At 41.2% G+C, this 19238-nt stretch carries 16 protein-coding genes; 3 read left to right on the top strand and 13 right to left on the bottom strand.

Features of this window, described 5'->3' with window-relative positions:
- Nucleotides 1-622: 622 nt before the first annotated feature.
- Nucleotides 623-1339, bottom strand: coding sequence for a LuxR family transcriptional regulator AbaR (gene abaR, locus I5515_RS14075; protein WP_199967939.1), 717 nt, complete (start codon nucleotides 1337-1339; stop codon nucleotides 623-625).
- A 762-nt stretch (nucleotides 1340-2101) separates the two neighbouring features.
- Between abaR and I5515_RS14070 the strand changes: the two genes are divergently transcribed.
- Both I5515_RS14070 and abaI read left to right on the top strand, forming a co-directional pair.
- Complete coding sequence (locus tag I5515_RS14070) at nucleotides 2102-2518, top strand: DUF4902 domain-containing protein (RefSeq protein ID WP_199967937.1); 417 nt, start codon at nucleotides 2102-2104, stop codon at nucleotides 2516-2518.
- 63 nt (nucleotides 2519-2581) lie between these two features.
- On the top strand, nucleotides 2582-3148 hold the full coding sequence (gene abaI, locus I5515_RS14065) for an acyl-homoserine-lactone synthase AbaI (RefSeq protein ID WP_199967935.1): 567 nt from the start codon (nucleotides 2582-2584) through the stop codon (nucleotides 3146-3148).
- Nucleotides 3149-3354: 206 nt separating this feature from the next.
- On the opposite strand, the gene I5515_RS14060 is transcribed toward abaI, so the two are convergent.
- The 7 genes from I5515_RS14060 to I5515_RS14030 all read right to left on the bottom strand — a co-directional run bounded on the left by I5515_RS14060 (nucleotide 3355) and on the right by I5515_RS14030 (nucleotide 11952).
- The gene (locus tag I5515_RS14060; protein WP_199967933.1) at nucleotides 3355-4716 is read right to left on the bottom strand and encodes an MFS transporter; all 1362 of its coding nucleotides are present in this window, start codon (nucleotides 4714-4716) and stop codon (nucleotides 3355-3357) included.
- 120 nt (nucleotides 4717-4836) lie between these two features.
- Nucleotides 4837-5862 carry an enoyl-CoA hydratase/isomerase family protein gene (locus I5515_RS14055; protein WP_199967932.1) on the bottom strand — a complete coding sequence of 342 codons (1026 nt, stop codon included), beginning with the start codon at nucleotides 5860-5862 and terminating at the stop codon, nucleotides 4837-4839.
- A gap of 12 nt (nucleotides 5863-5874) precedes the next feature.
- Nucleotides 5875-6648, bottom strand: a complete 774-nt coding sequence (locus tag I5515_RS14050; RefSeq protein ID WP_163120025.1) for an enoyl-CoA hydratase — start codon at nucleotides 6646-6648, stop codon at nucleotides 5875-5877.
- A gap of 21 nt (nucleotides 6649-6669) precedes the next feature.
- Complete coding sequence (locus tag I5515_RS14045) at nucleotides 6670-7797, bottom strand: acyl-CoA dehydrogenase family protein (protein ID WP_199967931.1); 1128 nt, start codon at nucleotides 7795-7797, stop codon at nucleotides 6670-6672.
- Between the two features lie 11 nt (nucleotides 7798-7808).
- On the bottom strand, nucleotides 7809-9458 hold the full coding sequence (locus I5515_RS14040) for an AMP-binding protein (RefSeq protein WP_199967930.1): 1650 nt from the start codon (nucleotides 9456-9458) through the stop codon (nucleotides 7809-7811).
- 74 nt (nucleotides 9459-9532) lie between these two features.
- The gene (gene mmsB, locus I5515_RS14035; RefSeq protein ID WP_199967929.1) at nucleotides 9533-10423 is read right to left on the bottom strand and encodes a 3-hydroxyisobutyrate dehydrogenase; all 891 of its coding nucleotides are present in this window, start codon (nucleotides 10421-10423) and stop codon (nucleotides 9533-9535) included.
- A gap of 11 nt (nucleotides 10424-10434) precedes the next feature.
- A complete protein-coding gene (locus I5515_RS14030; RefSeq protein ID WP_199967921.1) occupies nucleotides 10435-11952 on the bottom strand; it encodes a CoA-acylating methylmalonate-semialdehyde dehydrogenase in 1518 nt (505 codons plus the stop codon).
- A gap of 166 nt (nucleotides 11953-12118) precedes the next feature.
- Here I5515_RS14030 and I5515_RS14025 point away from each other — a divergent pair, with 166 nt between their 5' ends.
- The gene (locus I5515_RS14025; RefSeq protein ID WP_199967919.1) at nucleotides 12119-13000 is read left to right on the top strand and encodes a LysR family transcriptional regulator; all 882 of its coding nucleotides are present in this window, start codon (nucleotides 12119-12121) and stop codon (nucleotides 12998-13000) included.
- A 57-nt stretch (nucleotides 13001-13057) separates the two neighbouring features.
- Here the strand turns inward: I5515_RS14025 and I5515_RS14020 are convergent, their stop codons facing one another.
- The 5 genes from I5515_RS14020 to I5515_RS14000 all read right to left on the bottom strand — a co-directional run bounded on the left by I5515_RS14020 (nucleotide 13058) and on the right by I5515_RS14000 (nucleotide 19223).
- Complete coding sequence (locus I5515_RS14020) at nucleotides 13058-14485, bottom strand: amino acid permease (protein ID WP_199968041.1); 1428 nt, start codon at nucleotides 14483-14485, stop codon at nucleotides 13058-13060.
- Between the two features lie 376 nt (nucleotides 14486-14861).
- Nucleotides 14862-16301, bottom strand: a complete 1440-nt coding sequence (locus I5515_RS14015; protein ID WP_199967917.1) for an amino acid permease — start codon at nucleotides 16299-16301, stop codon at nucleotides 14862-14864.
- 162 nt (nucleotides 16302-16463) lie between these two features.
- Nucleotides 16464-16823 carry a RidA family protein gene (locus I5515_RS14010; RefSeq protein ID WP_005037543.1) on the bottom strand — a complete coding sequence of 120 codons (360 nt, stop codon included), beginning with the start codon at nucleotides 16821-16823 and terminating at the stop codon, nucleotides 16464-16466.
- Nucleotides 16824-16833: 10 nt separating this feature from the next.
- Entirely contained in the window at nucleotides 16834-17937 is a 1104-nt protein-coding gene (alr, locus tag I5515_RS14005) for an alanine racemase (RefSeq protein ID WP_199967915.1), read from the bottom strand.
- Between the two features lie 20 nt (nucleotides 17938-17957).
- Nucleotides 17958-19223: a D-amino acid dehydrogenase gene (locus I5515_RS14000; RefSeq protein WP_199967913.1), complete on the bottom strand. Its 1266-nt coding sequence runs from the start codon at nucleotides 19221-19223 to the stop codon at nucleotides 17958-17960.
- Nucleotides 19224-19238 lie beyond the last annotated feature (15 nt).

Here is a 19238-nt window from a genome sequence, read left to right as displayed (position 1 = left end):
AAATTAAGACACTAGATTTCTTTCGTAAATTATTTTTATTCAGTTCAATATTGTGAACCCTGAAAATTAAATTAAATCTTAAACCCAATATTTTGCTTCTATTTCAACAATATTCAGCAAGGTTTCTAAAGATTTTTAGCCTGCCCACTCTATGCCCAGTTGTTATTCTTATTTTGTTAAACCTCTTGATTGTAGATCTTGTATTCAAAAAAAATCCCTAATAGCCTTTATCTACAAGGATAAAAATCCTAAAAAAATTTGCTTTAAATAGCCTTTGAATAGCTCAAAATCATACACAATACCGTGATCAAGATATCACCTTAAAATCGATGTATATTATCTATATATCATGTATAAAATATAAGTTCTCAATATTATAAAATATATCAATAAAATAAAATTTTATTTTTATAAAAACTATTATTTACTTTATTATCAATATTAAAAATTATCTTATTTTTAAAAAATTTCCAAAAACAATTGCACTATAAAAACCATATTTCAATCAAATCCAAGAATACTCCCAAATAACTCATTATTTTTTATTTTAAATATAAATCAAATAATTATTTTCTTTATTAAAATACAACATTTAATTTCTCTATTATTTGTATGTGTATTCTTACAAAATCCCCAACATCACAGCCCGAATAGCTGCTGAGATTTTATTATTCACATTTAGTTTCTGCATTGAGTTACAGAGATGAAAATTTACAGTTCTTTCAGTAACCCCGAGAATCTGAGCAATCTCTGCTGATGTTTTACCCTCAGCAGTCCAACGCAGAACCTCTTTTTCACGGTTCGTTAAATAAAGATTAAACTGAGCAAATTCTACGTCATTCACAATTTTAGCAATGCTTGAATGCACTGTTTGAGTCAACCAGTACATATTTGTATATTGTGCTTTTTGCTCTTTTTCTGATAATTGGTCAGTGGATCTTGCTAGTGTTAACATCCCTCTTGTACCAATAAAATCACGGCTTGACTGCGCCCAACCAACATTTAAACCATAAGAACGCGCCTCCTCCCAGAAATCTTTTTGAGATTGTGTCTTTGGAGATTGGCTCGACCAGACAAGAGGTTGCAGTGACACCATACAATGCCGCACCGTTGGATCTATCTCCACGTACTGCTGTTCCACATAACGCTTCTGCCATGCTTGTGGATAATTATTCAACATAATCGTTTTTGGTTCAGCAATAGATAATGGCGCCTGCATACCATAAGCACAATAATCAAATCCGAGCTTTAAAGCTGTAGATTTTACAATCTCAAAAAGCTGGTATTCATTTTTTGCTATAAGAGATGCTGATATTAGATCTTCTTGCCAATTTTCCATTTCTCCTCTTAAACCTCGTTCATAAATCATTTTTGTTCAGTTGTATATTGTGAATCCCAGCAATCAACTTTTAGAGCAGGGCTAATTTTCACTCCTATTTCAATAATGTGCCGCGAGAATCTAAAAGGTTTTTAGACGGCCAAATACATTTTCAACACCTACTCTTCTTTTATTGTTTTCTCGATTACAGATTTCGAATTCATCATCCAATTACCCACACCTTTAGCCTTAGATGATCGTAAATTATTCGGATAAAATAATTTTCAAAAATCTTTTTTAAGTTGTTATATTCCATGTAAAGATTATGCTTGAGAATCTTAAATTTACAGGATGCATTTTATTCCAAAAAATGAGTATTTTTATTTATTTTTAATTGCATTTTTCTATTAATTTAACTAAAGAATACCTATCATTAACGATAAAAACTGTATAATTTTCCTATTTATTATATAGAGAAGCTAAAAACAATTATATTCGTGTCACAAAATCTTATTTTAATAATAGAGATAGATATTATTTAAAATGTATATAAAAAATATGCCCTTTTTATAATTTTAAAGAATGGTATTTTTCATATTAAAGCTAAAAAATGCTCAATTTCCACATAGGTAAACCTCACGATTTGAAGTACCTTCTAAAGAACAGCTTAACGCTGTATATCGCCAGACTAAAGTTGACCTGTTAAACATAACAGTATTTTGTTGGCAATAATTTATGTTATTTATCTATGGAACTGCAATTCAAGTCACTTGAACAGGTAGCATGCTCACAATGCCCCCTTATTTTTCAATCTCAATAGATGGTTTTATTCGGATGAACGAAAACCAGCTTATGAGCTATCCTCTCCAACACATTACTTCTATGGTTGAATCAACACACTTTGAAGAGTCTCAAATTCTCTATTATGGTTTTACTGAATGGGCAACGTCACTTACTCCAGCTTTAAGTACTGGATGGGACTGGGAGTTCATTGAGCAAAATGGCATTGCTACCTTAAAGCGAATTGGTCTACCTCGCAGCAATATAATGATTGTTGATGTGTCTGGTACAGATATTGGATTTGATGTTACTGAAACACTGATCGAAAAAAAAATAGATACTTTGTTTTGGGAGCAGTTCATTTATGCTCAAATCAATACAGCGCAAACAAAGATTAAATTAAGTCCAAACTTCTCTTAGAAACCTGTAAATTCTTACAGTTACCACCTTTCCAGCTGTCGAGTAAAGTCGCCTGAAAAATAAGTGGAAGCGCTTGTAATGAATGTTATTGTTGGATTCCAAAACAATTTTTCAGAAGGCCTATATACCAAATTTAAAAGTTACCGCTACAGGGTATTTGTTGAACATTTGGGTTGGGAGTTAAACTGTCCAAACAATGAAGAACTAGATCAATTTGATAAAGTCGATACAGCTTATGTCGTCGCTCAAGATAGAGAATCTAATATTATCGGCTGCGCTAGACTTTTACCCACCACTCAACCCTATTTACTCGGTGAAATATTTCCTCAATTAATGAATGGAATGCCTATTCCTTGCTCACCAGAAATTTGGGAATTATCAAGATTTTCAGCCGTAGATTTTTCGAATCCACCTTCTTCTGCTAGTCAAGCAGTATCATCACCCGTCTCAATTGCAATTCTGAAAGAAGCAATTAACTTTGCAAGAGAACAAGGTGCAAAACAACTCATTACGACCTCACCTATTGGAGTAGAGCGGTTATTACGCGCTGCGGGTTTTCGTGCTCATCGTGCAGGACCACCAATGACTATCGATGGATATGCTATGTTTGCATGCTTGATTGATGTGTAGTCCTTTATGGGACGCGCCCTAATGAACGCCTCTCAAAATGACCTACTCTTATTTAATAGGACACCACACAACTATAAATAATTTAATCTTTAAAATTTCGATAACTTTACCAAGATTAGGGTCACGAGTTTGAGTCTCATTCCCCATTCCAAATTTAAAAAGCCCTAGTCGAAAGACTAGGGCTTTTTCTATCTAAACTTTTTACATTAAGAATGCTCAGTAATCTTGGTTTTCAAATTTAATTCTGATTTCTTATGATAAGCCTCATCAGTTTTAGTCTGCCAATCACGTGGCATAAATGAAGTCGATATAATCGCAACGACAGCCATAGACCCAATGTAAATCATAATTAAGTAAGGATTACCCTGCCCGATACTTAAAAGTTTCGTCGCAATTAACGGGGCTAAACCACCACCAAGTACCCCAGCCAACTGTACCGAAATTGAGATTCCGCTATAACGGATTTCTGCTGGAAATTGACGCGCAAAAAGCTGAGCTTGTGGCGCATACATAATCGGAAAAACCACACCAATTGCTAAAACTATTGCGGTCCAAACCAATACTGGGTCTTTCGTGTTGAGCATGGTAAAAAATGGATAGCAATAAATTGCTAAAACGCATAGGCCAAACATAAACATATTGCGTTGACCCACTTTATCTGACAGATGTCCACAGAATGGAGTCATAAATAGAATGACCACCGCACCGCAAATGGTGGCAAACAAAATATCTTGGCGTGCGATCCCAAGTTGAGCAGTGGTATAGGCCAATGTAAAGGTTGAAGCAATATAGAACCATGCATTCTCGGCAGCACGAGCTAAAATAATTGTTATAAGTTGCTTCGGATGATTTTTAAAAACTTGAAAGGCAGGAACTTTAACTTCTTCAGACTGCTGTTTTACTTTTTCAAAATCTGGTGACTCAGGCACTTTCACTCGAATGTACCAACCTACTGCCAGTAAAATAATGCTGGCAAGAAATGGTAGACGCCAACCCCAGCTAAACAGGGCCTGTTCAGGCAATAACGACACCAGTCCAAGTGCGATTGAGGCGAGCATTAAGCCGCCACCCGTGCTGGCTTGAGGCAGACTTCCCCAAAACCCTTTACCGCCTTCGGGCGCATGTTCAACGGCCATAAGCACAGCACCGCCCCATTCACCGCCCATTGCCATGCCTTGAATAAATCGTAAGATGACCAAACCGATTGCAGCCCAATATCCAATAGATTCATAAGTCGGTAACAGGCCAATCAATACGGTCGGAATCCCCATTAACATGAGTGTTAGCAACAACATCGATTTACGACCAATCTTGTCACCAAAATGCCCAAAGACCAACCCGCCTAATGGTCTTCCAATGAACCCAACGGCATACGTCGCAAATGCTGCAAGTACACCAGTAAGTGGATCAAGATTTGGAAAAAATAACTTATTAAAGATGAGAGCCGCGGCCGCGCCGTAAACAAAAAAGTCATACCACTCAATGGTGGTACCAACCATGCTAGAGATGCCTGCTAATCGATGTGATGACTTTTTAGAATTTGAACCATTTCCTTGTATTGTTTGCATCGCAATTTCCTTTTTTGGATTTTCTTGTTTTATCTTTTTTATGCTTATGACCAGCCCTGACCATAAGCATTTTCAGGTCTCGCTTTATCTCCTTAAGCTTTTATATTTTTGTAATGCGGTTTAGCTCAGTTTTTCTAAAATTTGCTCTAGCTCCGTATTACGTTCTTGCCACTGTGGTTGTTTGTCTTTATCGACAATGAGTGCACGAACACCCTCAATAAAGTCACCATGCTCAAACCAGATGTCTTGTAAGTCGCGTTCAAGCTGCATACATTGCTGTAAAGACAGCCCACGGCCTAAATGTTGTAGCTTCAAGCTCGTCTGTTTGGCAATAAATGAACGCTGTTGCAAAATGCTGAGCATCTTGTTTGCCCAAGTCTTTAAGTTCTCATCTTGTTCATTTTCAAGACTTTGCTCGATTTCATCTAAATGCTGAAATCCGAAATGTTTACGAATACCTTCGGCGAGTTGTTTTAACTCACTTTCAGCAGGACGAGTAATAAATCTGGTAATGATGTGTTCAATTCTCTCTTTGCTTAAACTTGGCGCTTCAGCAAGAGCATCTTGTAAAGTTTGTAATTGCTCGCTTGGCACATGGTAATCAATTAAGTCGAGATAGAGTGCATCACTGCTGCTGATCTGCTCGCCCGTAATTGCCAAATAAACACCGATATCATCGAGTCGAGAAAGGAAATGCGTTGCGCCAACGTCTGGGAAAAAACCAATAGCGGTTTCAGGCATGGCAAATCTAGACTTTTCGCTGCTCACAACAATGTGACAAGCCTGAGCCAAACCAAAACCACCACCTAATACATAGCCATCGAGCACAACCACAACTGGTTTTTCATATTCACGCAGTGTAGTCAGCATTTTATATTCGGCACTGAAATAACCTTTATGATCAGCTGTGCCATTTTTATAACTGTCGTAGAGATAGCGAATATCTCCACCTGCACAAAAGGCTTTTGGACTGTTCGATTTAATCAAAATAGCCTGAACAGCAGCATCATTTCGCCATAATTCTAACTGGGCACCAATGCCTTCAATCATGTCTAGCGACAATGCATTGAGATGAGTCACGCGATCTAAGGTAATCAGGCCCAACTTACCTTGTTGCTCAATCATTAAGTGATTTTCTGTATTCATTTTATTGATCTCTTATTGATTTTTAAAATTTGCCTGCCGTTTTTCAACGAAGGCCTGCATTCCTTCTTTTTGGTCAGATGTTGCAAAAATTGAATGGAACATACGTCTTTCAAAACGCAAGCCTTCGGTAAGGTTCACTTCAAAAGCTCGGTTAATCGTTTCTTTGAGCATCATGTTTGCAGTCAAAGATCTTGCAGCGATTTTCTCTGCTGCTTGCAGGGTTTGTTCAAGTAATTCTTCTTTGCTAAACACACGTGCAACCAAACCACTTTGCTCTGCTTCTACCGCGCCCATTTGTCGTGCGGTAAAACACATTTCCATGGCTTTGGCTTTACCAATCGCATGGGTTAAGCGCTGTGTCCCACCAATACCCGGAATTACGCCTAAAGTGACTTCAGGTAAGCCGAACTTGGCATTGTCAGCACAATAAATAAAGTCACACATGAGTGCCAATTCACAACCACCACCTAACGCATAGCCGCTCACAGCAGCAATTAAAGGTTTACGGCGCTGTGCGATACGGTCTGCAAGATGAAAAAAGTCATCAAAATAAATATCAGGAAATGCCAAATCGGCCATTTCTTTAATGTCGGCACCTGCAGCAAAAGCCTTTTCAGAGCCTGCCAACACCATGCAACCAATTTCGCGGTCTTTTTCGAGCTGATCTAATGCCTGATTAATCTCACTAATTAATTCGCTGTTTAAAGCATTGAGCGCTTGAGGGCGATTTAATGTAATCAGTCCAACCCCATTACGCTTTTCTAATAAAATACTTTGCCACTGCATTATTTATTCCTTGTTCTGGTTTTATAGACTACGGGCGATGACTAAACGTTGAATATCGCTTGTACCTTCATAAATTTGACAAATACGGGCATCGCGGTAGATACGTTCGATCGGGAAGTCTTTGAGATAACCATAACCACCAAACACCTGTAAGGCATTTGAGCACACACGCTCTGTCATTTCCGAAGCAAACAACTTGGCCATTGAAGCTTCATTTAGACATGGCTGACCTGCTTCTTTGAGACGTGCAGCATAGTGAACCAGTTGTCTGGCTGCTTCAATTTCGGTTGCCATACTAGCAAGGCGAAATGCGATGGCTTGGTGCTCAAAAATTGGTTTTCCAAAAGTAATACGCTCTTTTGCATATCGAGTTGCTTCTTCAAGTGCTGCACGCGCTAGACCCACTGCTTGCGCAGCAATACCAATACGACCACCTTCTAAATTTGCAAGTGCGATTTTTAAACCTTCACCTTCTTTGCCCAACATGAGGCTTTTATGAATACGCACATCTGTCAGGGCAATCTGGCAAGTATCAGAAGCATGCAGGCCTAGTTTTTCTTCAACACGAATAACCTCGTAACCCAATGTATCGCGTGGGACTAAAAAGGCACTAATGCCCTTTTTGCCTGCACTCGGGTCAGTCACTGCAAACACAATAATCACACCTGCATTATGACCAGAGGTAATAAACTGCTTGGCTCCATTTAAAATGTAATCATCGCCATCTTTAACCGCACGAGTTTTTAGAGCTGCTGCATCTGACCCTGTATGTGGTTCAGTTAAGGCAAAAGCGCCGATCATTTCACCTTGTGCCAACGGTTTTAAAAACCGTTCTTTTTGCTCATCGGTACCAAATTTTAAAATGGGCACACAGCCAACCGAGTTATGTACGCTCATGATGGTCGAGGTTGCACCATCGGCTGCTGCAACTTCTTCAAGCGCAAGCACATATGCTAAGTTGCCCGTGTCTGAACCGCCCCATTGCTCTGAAACGAGCATTCCCATAAAACCGAGTTGCCCCATTTGGGTCAAAGTCTCTTTCGGAAACGTTCCGTCTCTATCCCAATCACTGGCATTGGGCTTGATTTGTTCTTGGGCGAAACTTTTTGCCATATCACGAATAAGTAATTGTTCTTCTGTAAGTTGCATTGTTATTTCCTTTACCCTGCTTTAGCTTGTTGTTTAGCAATTTCTTGATTACGCAATAAAAAGCGTTGAATTTTGCCACTTGGAGTTTTAGGTAATTCACTCACAAATTCAACTAAACGTGGGTAAGCATGTGCAGAAAGTCGTCGTTTAACAAATTGGCTGAGTTGTTCGGCAAGTACATCTGAAGGTTGAACACCCGCAGCTAAAATTACAAATGCTTTAACCACTTCGGTACGCTCTGGGTCAGGTACACCAATGACTGCCGCCTCAATCACAGCATCATGTTCAAGTAAGGCACTTTCTACATCAAAAGGTCCAATACGGTAGCCCGATGTGGTGATCACATCATCACTACGCCCAACAAAGCTCATGCTGCCATCTGCATGTAGCTCGGCAGTGTCACCAGTTAAATAGTAATGACCAACAAACGGTGATTTTCGGGTTTCTTTATAGCCACCAAACCACATCATTGGAGACTGGCTAATGTCGACTGCTAAAATTCCCGGTGTATCTGGCGGAAGCTCTTCCCCTTGTTCATTGACAATGGCAACGCGATAGCCCGGACTTGGGAAGCCTGCTGAACCAGCATGAATTTCATGTTTTAAACCATGATGATTACACACCACCATTCCCACCTCGGTTTGTCCATAGTGGTCATAAATCGGAGCATCAAGCACTTGTTTAAACCAGCGAATTACTTCTGGGTTAAGCGGTTCGCCTGCACTGCTAACAACACGGAACTGGCCTTTTAGGGGTGCCATTTGTGCAGGATTAGCCGCCATCATCATGCGGTAGGCAGTCGGTGCACCTGCCAAATTGTTAATTTTATAATCCTTCACAATTTGGCATAGGCTATCTGTACTGAAACCACCTTCATAGAACAATGTGGCGTGGCCTAAGAATAACGGCCCAGTAATCGCATAGTACAAACCATACGCCCAACCCGGATCGGCAATGTTCCAAAACGAATCTTCTTCGGTTAAACCAATGGCATCTTGCATATATCGCCCAAAGGCAATCAGTGCTTTTAAGGGCACTTCCAATGGTTTGGCAGGCCCTGTAGTACCTGAAGTAAACATAAGTAAGAAAGGATCTTGGATGCTACGCATGACCAAATCGCATTGATCGGACTGCTGCTTCACTTCATTCCAAAAGTTAAAATCACCTACTTTAAGCAGAGTACCTTGTGCGTCGGCCACCGTCACAATTGCAGGGCAATTCTCAATTTCATCAAGCTTACTGCGGTTACCTACATCAGTCACCACTAGCTTACTTTGTGCAAGCTGAATACGGTGTTCAATCGCTTTAGGACCAAATGCAGTAAATAACGGTTGATACACGGCACCAATTCGCCACGCCGCAAAAATGGTCACAATTAGTTCAGGTGTTCTCGGTAATAGACCTGAAATACGGTCGCCTGCTTTCACACCTTGTGATTTTAAGAAGTTGGCAAATTGACTGGACCATTCCTTCAACTCACGGAAGGTATATTGCTCTTTGCGACCGTCTTTTCCTTGCCAATACAAAGCAACTTTATCGCCATCAGCATGGCGGTCACAGCATTCATAACAAGCATTTAATGCATCGAGTGAACCTGACAACATGTGTTTTGCAGTGCTTTCCAAATCGAAAACTTGCGCAGCATTTTGATAATCCATCATATCTTTTCCCTCAGTCTGGATTTGTTATTCACGACAGGGTTTCATTTGTTTAAAGCCATCCTTTGGCTTTACCGTTATGCTTCTTGTGGCAGGTATTGATGAATAATGCTCGAAAAATCAAGATGAGCATTACCACGCATGCACATTTGCTGATAGAGCTGCTGTACCATGCCACCTAATACAACTGGCTGTTTGACTTGGCCCGCGGCCTCAACAGCGAGTCCTAAATCTTTCAGCATCAGCTGAGTCGCAAAACCGTCTTGATAACCTCGAGATGCTGGCGCATTTTCATTAATATGCGGCCATGGGTTACACACATCCGAGCTCCAGCAACGACCGCTTGAGGTGTTAATGACGCCTGCCAATGCTTGTGGGTCAATGCCTAACTTCACACCGAGTGCCATACCTTCGGCAACAGCAGCCATTGAAATACCTAAAATCAGGTTATTGCAGATTTTGGCAATTTGACCTGCACCAACCTCGCCACAATGAACAATATTTTTGCCCATGTAACTTAGAACAGGTTTCACTTCATTAAAGGTTTGCTCATCGGCACCCACCATAAAGGTTAAGGTTCCTGCTTGAGCACCAATGGTTCCACCTGAAACTGGCGCATCACAGACTTTAATATTTTTACTCTGTGCAACAGCGGCAATATCTTTAATGGTTTGCGGGTCAATGGTACTGCTATCAATGCATAAGCTACCTGCTTTTAGCACTTCTAAAACACCATTTTCGCCTAAGTAAACCTCTTTTACATGTTTTGCCGCAGGCAACATGCTAATGACCACATCCGCGTGTTTCGCTGCTGCCTGAGGGCTATCACACACCACACCACCTGCCTCGGCAAAGTGCTGAATCGCCACTTCACTGAGGTCATAACCATAAACTTTGATTCCGGCTTTAAGTAAGTTCTGGGCCATTCTGCCGCCCATATTTCCTAGACCGATAAAGGCGATATTCATCCATGATCCCCTTAACGTAAATTAATTGTTGTATTTACACCGCCAACTTCATGGCTATCTTCAAACCAACGACTGGTAATCGTTTTAGTTTGGGTATAGAACTGCACAGCTTGTTTGCCATATGGTCCCAAATCACCAAGTTTTGAGCCTCTTGAACCCGTAAAACTAAAGAAAGGTACTGGTACAGGAATTGGAATATTGATACCAACCTGACCAATATCAATCATGTTTTGGAAAGTACGTGCAATCGCACCGCTTTGTGTAAATAGACCTACACCGTTACCAAATGGATTGGCATTGATGAGCGCAATCGCTTCCTCAAGTGTGTCTACACAAATAATTGAAAGTACAGGTCCAAAGACTTCTTCTTTATAAATGCGCATGTCGGTAGTTACGCCACTAAAAATTGTCGCACCAACAAAGTTGCCCGATTCATAGCCTTGAACTTGCACATCACGACCATCGAGTAGCAACTCAGCACCTTGCTCGACACCGCTATTAATTAAATCAAGCACACGCGCTTTGGCACGTTTTGAAATAACTGGACCAATGTCAGTATTTGGCTCATGGCCCGCATTTACTTTTAAGGTTTTCGCTTTTTCGACTAATTCTTGAATCCACTGTTTGCTTTCACCCACCATGACTGCAACCGACAATGCCATACAGCGTTGCCCAGCAGCACCAAATGCAGCACCGACCAAAGCATTTAAGGTTTGTTCTTTATTGGCATCTGGCATAACAGCCACATGGTTTTTTGCACCCATCATCGACTGCACGCGTTTGCCATGTTGCCCAGCAAGGTTATAAACATGCGTTCCAACCGCAGTTGAGCCAACAAATGAAATGGCTTTAATGTCTTTATGGGTACACAAACGGTCAACCACTTCTTTACCACCATGCACAACATTCAGCACACCTGCCGGAATACCTGCTTGAATCGCAAGTTCAACGAGCATCATGGTCGATAACGGGTCTTGTTCTGATGGTTTTAAAACGAAGGTGTTGCCACAAACGATCGCCATTGGGAACATCCACAGCGGAATCATCGCTGGAAAGTTAAACGGCGTAATCCCAGCACACACACCCAAAGGTTGCTGCAAGGTATAAGTGTCTACACCACGTGCCACACCCTCGACATATTCACCCATTTGTAGAGTACCGATTGAACAAGCATGTTCCACCACTTCTAAACCACGTTGAATATCGCCTTCAGCATCTGCCAAGGTTTTGCCTTGTTCAGCCGTCAGTACTTGCGCAATTTCCTTCATGTTGGCACGAATCAAATCTTGCAGTTTAAGCATGATGCGCATGCGTGCCTGAATTGGGGTTTGACGCCAAGAAGCAAAAGCATCTTGTGCAGCTTGAATAGCAGCATCGACTTCTTGAACCGTTGCAAATGGTACACGACCAATCACTTCCTGAGTTGCAGGGTTAACAATGTCTTGCCATTCCTGTGTTTCAGATTCGATAAAATTTCCGTTAATGAGTAATTTAGCGGTTTCCAATTCGATTTTTTGGATTGTGTTCATAACCTCTCCGTAGGCCATATTTTTATTGTGTTCACTTATTAGAAAATACCCATGTGCGGGATTTTCTTTATTTCAGTTTCATTTGAGACTAACAAAGAAACCTTTGACCACCAATGCAAATTCATGCACGATTGTTGTGCAAATATGCACAGGGACAATAACAAAAATGAAAATGGATTGGGATCATCTACAATTTTTTCTGGTTTTAGCACGTACAAAAACTTTAACCAATGCCGCACGTATTATTGGCGTTGAGCATAGTACGGTGGCTAGACGAATTCAGGCTCTAGAACTCGCTTTAGGCACCACGTTATTTAAGCGTGAGGCAACGGGGTATGAATTGACTTTAGAAGGCATGGCACTTGTTCCTCGAGTTGAGCAAATGGAACAAGCTTTCTTACAAATTGAAAAACCACATCAACCCTTGCAAGGACGTGTGCGAATTGGCACACCAGAAGGTTTTGGTACTGCGTTTTTAGCCCGCTTACTGGCTGAGTTCTCCATCCAGTATCCATTGCTCACCATCGACCTGATTCCAGTGCCTAAAATGATTAAGCTTTCGCACCGTGAAGCAGATATTGTGGTGACGATTGATCGTCCAACGTCTGGTCCCTACATCATTACGCGGCTATCTGACTATTGTTTAAAAATTTATGGCAGCCAAAACTATCTGGCGCAGAATCCGCCCATTCGTGGTTTAGAAGATTTAACCCAACACCGCTTTGTGAACTATATTGATGATCTGGTGTATAGCCCAGAGTTGTACTGTTTAGAACGCTTACCCTTGAAGCTGAATGCCAACTTCCGTAGCAGTAGTATTTTGGCTCAACAAATTGCGGTGAGTGCTGGTGCAGGCCTTGCGATTTTGCCCAAGTTTTTAGCAGATGATAAACCAGAACTGGACGTTGTTTTAGAGCAGCAAGTTCGCTTTACTCATACCTTCTGGATGCTGACTTTTGTTGATTTACAGCATGAACCGCGCATTAAGTTGGTTTGGGACTATTTGCGTAAACAAGCCGATAAATATCAGCATTTATTGGTTGATTAGAGAGTGTAAATAAAAAAGCCAATCACGGATGATTGGCTTTTTTGAAATTAGTAATAATTAATCAAAACTTTCTTGGCCTAGTTTTTTCATGCGTGGTTTATAAAACACATGATAGCTAACACCTAAAACAACTAGCCACAAGGGACTCACATAGAGTGCTTTCAAAGTATCTGGCTCTAGTGCCAAAATCACTAAAGTGAACAAGAAAAATGCAATGACAACATACGCCATTAAGACGCCACCCGGCATTTTAAAGGTTGATGCTGCGTGAAGCTCAGGACTCAACTTACGGTAACGTAAATAGCATGCCATGATCAGAAGCCATACACTAATAAAGAGAATCACACAGAGGGAACTTGCCAAGGTAAATGCTTCCATTGTGTTTGGAACAAAGTACTGAAGCACAGCTCCACCCATAATGAAAATACATGAGAAAATCAAACCATTTGAAGGTACTGCACGTTTTGATAAACGGCTAAATGCACCCGGTGCCTGACCATCTTTTGATAAACCGAACAGCATACGACTGGTTGAAAACACACCGCTGTTCATTGAAGACATCACTGAAGATAGCACCACCAAGTTCATGATGATTGCAGAAACCGGAATACCCGCATTTAAGAACAACTCAACAAATGGGCTTTTATCTGCACGAATATGATCCCATGGTGTCACGGACATCACCACAAAAAGTGCCAACACATAAAATAGGATAATACGCACTGGAATCGCGTTAATTGCTTTCGGTAGATTTTTCTCTGGATCTTTCGTTTCAGCAGCTGTTGTACCAATCAGTTCAACGCCAATAAACGCAAACACGGCAATCTGGAAACCTGCCAAAAATCCACTTACGCCTTTTGGAAATATACCACCGTGCGACCACACGTTACTTACACTCACAACCTCACCATGCGGAGCTTGAAAATGAGTGAGGATCATGTAGCCACCGACTCCAATCAGGCCAATAATGGCCAAAATCTTAATGAGTGCAAACCAGAATTCAACTTCACCAAACAACTTCACCGTAAGAAGGTTAAGCCCTAAAATGAATAGTACACAGCCTGCACTAATCATGGCCTGTTGTATTGGTGAGAAACTGGCGCCTTCGGGAAGCCAGAAACTTAAATAGTTAATGACCGCAGACAAATCAGCAATACCGACCAGTACCCAGCCTAACCAATAAGTCCAGCCTATATAATAGCCAGCCCATGGACCAATCAAATCATATGCCATGTCCACAAATGATTTGTAATGTAAGTTAGCGAGCAGTAGTTCACCTAATGCACGCATTAGAAAAAAGAACATGCCACCAATTAACATGTAAATCACGAGAATTGAAGGACCAGCGAGGGAGATGGTTTTGCCCGAGCCCATAAATAAGCCGGTTCCAATTGCACCGCCAATTGCAATCATTTGTAGATGGCGATTATTTAATTTCCGTTGTAAATGATCAGGGGAGCCTGCCTCATCTGGATGATGAACCATTGTCATATTTGAAGTCCTTTTTATATTTTGCTTAACTTAAATCAGCAACCTATAGGGAGAAAAACGAACCGTATATCGTGGGTTGCTGAGTCTATACCTCAGGACAAGATGTTCAAGTATATTTTTCCTTAATTGATAAATCGTTTGTCCTGTTTTTTTAAGTCACATTATTTATGTAATGCCTTCACGGCAATTTTAATTAACATATCCGGATTCTCCAGATTAGCCGGAGTGTAGCATGCGATAATGCTAGATGTCGCTTTTACGCCCCCCTCTAAACTTCTCTATTGATTCAAAAATAAACAACATTATTCCGATAAAAAATTCAAAAAATATGAAAAAAGCCAATCATGATTGATTGGCTTTTTAATAAAACTTAATGATCGTTGACGAGTTCACGTCCTAGTTTTTTCAAGCGCGGTTTATAGAGCACATGATAGGTGACCCCTAAAATGGCCAACCAGACTGGACTGACATACAGTGCTTTTAATGTATCTGGCTCAAGTGCCAAGATGACTAAAGTGAACAGCATAAATGCCAGAACCACATAGCTCATCCAAACACCACCTGGCATTTTAAAAGTCGATTTTTCATGTAATTCAGGGCGTAATTTACGGTAGCGTAAATAACACACCATGATGAGACTCCAGACACTAATGAATAGAATCACACAGAGGGAACTTGCCAAGGTAAATGCTTCCATTGTGTTTGGAACAAAGTACTGAAGCACAGCTCCACCCATAATGAAAATACATGAGAAAATCAAACCATTTGAAGGTACTGCACGTTTTGATAAACGGCTAAATGCACCCGGTGCCTGACCATCTTTTGATAAACCGAACAGCATACGACTGGTTGAAAACACACCGCTGTTCATTGAAGACATCACCGAAGATAGGACCACCAAATTCATAATGATGGCAGAAACCGGAATACCCGCATTTAAGAATAACTCAACAAACGGGCTTTTATCTGCGCGAATGTGATCCCATGGTGTTACTGACATCACAATAAAGAGCGCTAATACATAGAACAAAATAATACGTATCGGAATCGCGTTAATTGCCTTCGGTAAATTCTTCTCTGGATCTTTAGTTTCAGCAGCCGTTGTACCTACAAGTTCAACTCCGACAAAAGCAAACACGGCAATCTGGAAACCAGCCAAGAAGCCTTCAGTACCTTTCGGGAATAAACCACCATGCGACCAAACATTACTCATGCTTGCTACAGCACCTTGAGGAGCTTGGAAATGGCTGAAAATCATGTAACCACCCACTCCGATCAGGCCAATAATCGCCAAGATCTTAATGAGTGCAAACCAAAATTCAATTTCACCAAATAAACGTACTGTCAGAAGGTTAAGTCCCATCACAAACAACACACAGCCTGCACTAATCATGGCTTGTTGTGTTGGAGAAAAGCTCGCACCATCGGGCAGCCAGAAACCTAAATAGTTGATGACCGCTGAAAGGTCCGCAATACCCACCAGCACCCAACCTAACCAATAGGTCCAGCCCAAATAATAACCAGCCCAAGGACCAATCAGGTCATGAGCCATATCCACAAAAGATTTGTAATGCAGATTTGCAAGGAGCAACTCGCCCATTGCACGCATTAAGAAAAAGAACATTCCTCCAATGATCATATAGATCAAAAGGATTGAAGGACCTGCAAGGGAGATGGTTTTACCCGAGCCCATAAATAGGCCGGTTCCAATTGCACCGCCAATTGCAATCAGTTGTAAATGACGGTTAGACAGTTTTCGTTGCAGATGATCAGGAGAATTTTCCGTATCTGAATGACGAGCCGTTGTCATATTAAAATTCCTTTTTGAATTCCTTTGTTAAGATCAGCAACCTATGGCGAAAATCGAACCGTATGCCATAGGTCACTGAACCTGTTCACCAAAAAATGACTGGATAAACCGTACCTATCTTCCTTCTGTTAGATACATCATCATTTTTGGAGTAAAAACGAATTACTTTTGTGCTGCCGTCACGGCAATTTCAATGAGCCAGTCTGGATTAACCAAATCGGCCTGAATTGTGGCACGCGATGGAGCAACACACCCTTTTAACCAGTCAACCCAAATGGCATTTACGGTTGAAAAGTCAGAAAGATTTTTTAAATAGAGCTGCGCAGAGAGCAAGCGAGATTTATCAGTATCGGCAAGCGCCAAAAGTTCATCAATCGTTGCAAGAATTTCACGAGTTTGGCCTGCCACGTCTTGCTCGGTATTTTTAGGTACCTGACCTGACAAATAAACCACTTTGTTAAAAACAGTCACGGCGCTCATGACTTCGTTAGTGTTAATCTTTTGTATATCTGAATTAGACATTCGGATTTCCTTATACCTGATTAATAAATTGAACACGGGCGGTGACGGCACACATCAGTTCATAGCCCACCGTACCGGATGAAACTGCGACATCATCAATAGGCAAAACGACGCCTGTACTAGATTGGCCCCAAAGCACGACCTCACTACCGACTTTGGCATTTTCAATATGTGTTAAATCGACTGCCAACATATCCATGCTGACTCGACCAATTGTACGAGTGCGTACCGAGTCCACTAAAACTGGTGTACCTGTCGGTGAAATACGCTGATAACCATCGGCATAGCCACAAGCCACAATTCCAATCGTCATGGGTTGCTCTGAGACAAAGTTTGAGCCATAACCTACGCTTTCATTCGGTTCTAAATGCTGAACGGAAATAATTTCGCTGCGTAAGCTCATGGTCGGTTGTAAGCCCCAGTCCTCAATACTATGCGTCGGGTAGTCTGGCGAGCTGCCATAAAGCATGATGCCGCTACGTGCATAGTCTGATTTGAGCTGGTCTTGATAGCGCAGAATTGCCGCACTATTACTTACCGATCTTTCACCCGGTAAATCCTTAATAATGTCTTCAAATGCAGTGATTTGATAATCAATACCTTGCTGGCCAAAACGATCGCCATCTGCATCTGAAAAATGCATCATGTGCGTAATCTTGGAGACGTTTGCTAAATTATTTAAACGTTCCCATACCTGAACATAGTGCTGTGGTTTAAAACCAAGACGGTTCATGCCACTGTTCATTTTTAGGCAAACATCAAATTGTGCCTGATAAGGATGCTTTTGAACCCACTCAATTTGCTCTTCACTATGAATGGTGAAACTGAGTTGATACTGCACACAATCAAATAAGTCTTGAGGAGAAAAAATCCCTTCGAGCAACAAAATTGGACCTGTCCAACCTAGAGCACGAATTCGTTTTGCTTCATCAAGATCAAGTAAGGCAAAGCCATCTGCTGCTTTAAATGCTTCATAGACACGTTCAATTCCATGTCCATAAGCATTTGCTTTTACAACGGCAAAGACCTTACTGTTTGGCATAGCCTTGCGTACTACTGCCAAGTTGTTTTGTAAGGCTTGACGGTGGATGACTGCGGTAATAGGACGAGGCATGATTAATTTCCTAACGTCCGTTATGCAGCATGTGCATGAGAATAGCGCTGAATTGAAAGACCATCTGTACTGATTTCAGTCTTATGATTCAATACGATGTCGCTGATTAATTTTCCTGAACCACACGCCATTGTCCAACCTAAAGTACCGTGACCTGTATTCAAGAACAGATTTTTAAAGCGAGTCGCACCAATAATTGGGGTACTGTCTGGCGTCATTGGACGTAAACCAGTCCAGAAAGATGCCTGTGCCATATCACCGCCCGGGAACAAGTCCTGAGTCACCATTTGCAAGGTTGCACGGCGGTCGTCGTTAAGACCTAAATTGAAACCACTTAACTCAGCCATTCCACCTACACGAATACGTTGGTCAAAACGAGTAATCGCAATTTTGTAAGTTTCATCAAGCACGGTAGATTGTGGAGCAAAAGCTGGATCAACAATTGGAATCGTCAACGAGTAACCTTTCACAGGATATACAGGTAACTGTAAATCGAGTGGTTTCAAGAAATCACGTGAATAACTACCAAACGCTAAAACATAACGATCTGCGGTTAAAACTTTACCATTGACTTGAACGCCCTTAATTTCATCGCCTTCAACAATCAATTTTTCTACGTTCTGGTTGAACTGGAAGTTAACACCTAATTCTTTAGCAATTTGAGCTAAAGCATTGGTAAATAAATAACAGTCACCTGTCTCGTCATTTGGTAAATGCAAACCACCAACCAGTTTATCTTGTGTATTTGCTAAAGCTGGCTCTACACGACCAAGCTCATTGCCATTTAATAATTCGTAACTTACGCCACACTCTTGTAGAACACTAATGTCGCGTTGAACCGCTTCCATTTGCGCTTCTTTACGGAATAACTGCAAAGTGCCTTTCGCACGGTTTTCGTAATTAATACCTGTATCTTTTCTTAATTCACGTAAGCAGTCACGGCTGTATTCAGCCACACGCATCATACGTTCTTTGTTGACTGCATAACTTTGTGGATTACAGTTTTTTAGCATTTGCGCCATCCACTGTAATTGCCACATGCTGCCATCTAAATTAATAGCAAGCGGTGCATGGTGTTGGAACATCCACTTCACAGCTTTAAAAGGAATTCCTGGTGCTGCCCAAGGGGTTGAATACCCTGGCGAAATTTGACCTGCATTACCAAAACTTGTTTCTTCAGCAGGACCTGTCTGGCGATCAAGAACAGTGACCTCAGCCCCTTGTTGAGCCAGATAATAGGCACTTGCCACTCCAATAACGCCGCTACCTAATACAATTACGCGCATTTCCATTCCCTCACG

The sequence above is a fragment of the Acinetobacter calcoaceticus genome (assembly GCF_016508255.1).
In the GTDB taxonomy this organism is placed as follows: domain Bacteria; phylum Pseudomonadota; class Gammaproteobacteria; order Pseudomonadales; family Moraxellaceae; genus Acinetobacter; species Acinetobacter calcoaceticus_E.
This window is presented reverse-complemented; position numbering and strand designations above follow the sequence as displayed.

Bases quoted from the DNA above. Each gene is read 5' to 3' on its own strand.
- abaR (WP_199967939.1), bottom strand. From the start codon at position 1,339: ATGGAAAATTGGCAAGAAGATCTAATATCAGCATCTCTTATAGCAAAA.
- alr (WP_199967915.1), bottom strand. From the start codon at position 17,937: ATGCCTCGTCCTATTACCGCAGTCATCCACCGTCAAGCCTTACAAAAC.
- mmsB (WP_199967929.1), bottom strand. From the start codon at position 10,423: ATGAATATCGCCTTTATCGGTCTAGGAAATATGGGCGGCAGAATGGCC.
- I5515_RS14070 (WP_199967937.1), top strand. From the start codon at position 2,102: ATGCTCACAATGCCCCCTTATTTTTCAATCTCAATAGATGGTTTTATT.
- I5515_RS14055 (WP_199967932.1), bottom strand. From the start codon at position 5,862: ATGAATACAGAAAATCACTTAATGATTGAGCAACAAGGTAAGTTGGGC.
- I5515_RS14040 (WP_199967930.1), bottom strand. From the start codon at position 9,458: ATGATGGATTATCAAAATGCTGCGCAAGTTTTCGATTTGGAAAGCACT.
- I5515_RS14015 (WP_199967917.1), bottom strand. From the start codon at position 16,301: ATGACAACGGCTCGTCATTCAGATACGGAAAATTCTCCTGATCATCTG.
- I5515_RS14000 (WP_199967913.1), bottom strand. From the start codon at position 19,223: ATGCGCGTAATTGTATTAGGTAGCGGCGTTATTGGAGTGGCAAGTGCC.
- I5515_RS14010 (WP_005037543.1), bottom strand. From the start codon at position 16,823: ATGTCTAATTCAGATATACAAAAGATTAACACTAACGAAGTCATGAGC.
- I5515_RS14045 (WP_199967931.1), bottom strand. From the start codon at position 7,797: ATGCAACTTACAGAAGAACAATTACTTATTCGTGATATGGCAAAAAGT.
- I5515_RS14025 (WP_199967919.1), top strand. From the start codon at position 12,119: ATGAAAATGGATTGGGATCATCTACAATTTTTTCTGGTTTTAGCACGT.
- I5515_RS14050 (WP_163120025.1), bottom strand. From the start codon at position 6,648: ATGCAGTGGCAAAGTATTTTATTAGAAAAGCGTAATGGGGTTGGACTG.
- I5515_RS14020 (WP_199968041.1), bottom strand. From the start codon at position 14,485: ATGGTTCATCATCCAGATGAGGCAGGCTCCCCTGATCATTTACAACGG.
- I5515_RS14060 (WP_199967933.1), bottom strand. From the start codon at position 4,716: ATGCAAACAATACAAGGAAATGGTTCAAATTCTAAAAAGTCATCACAT.
- I5515_RS14030 (WP_199967921.1), bottom strand. From the start codon at position 11,952: ATGAACACAATCCAAAAAATCGAATTGGAAACCGCTAAATTACTCATT.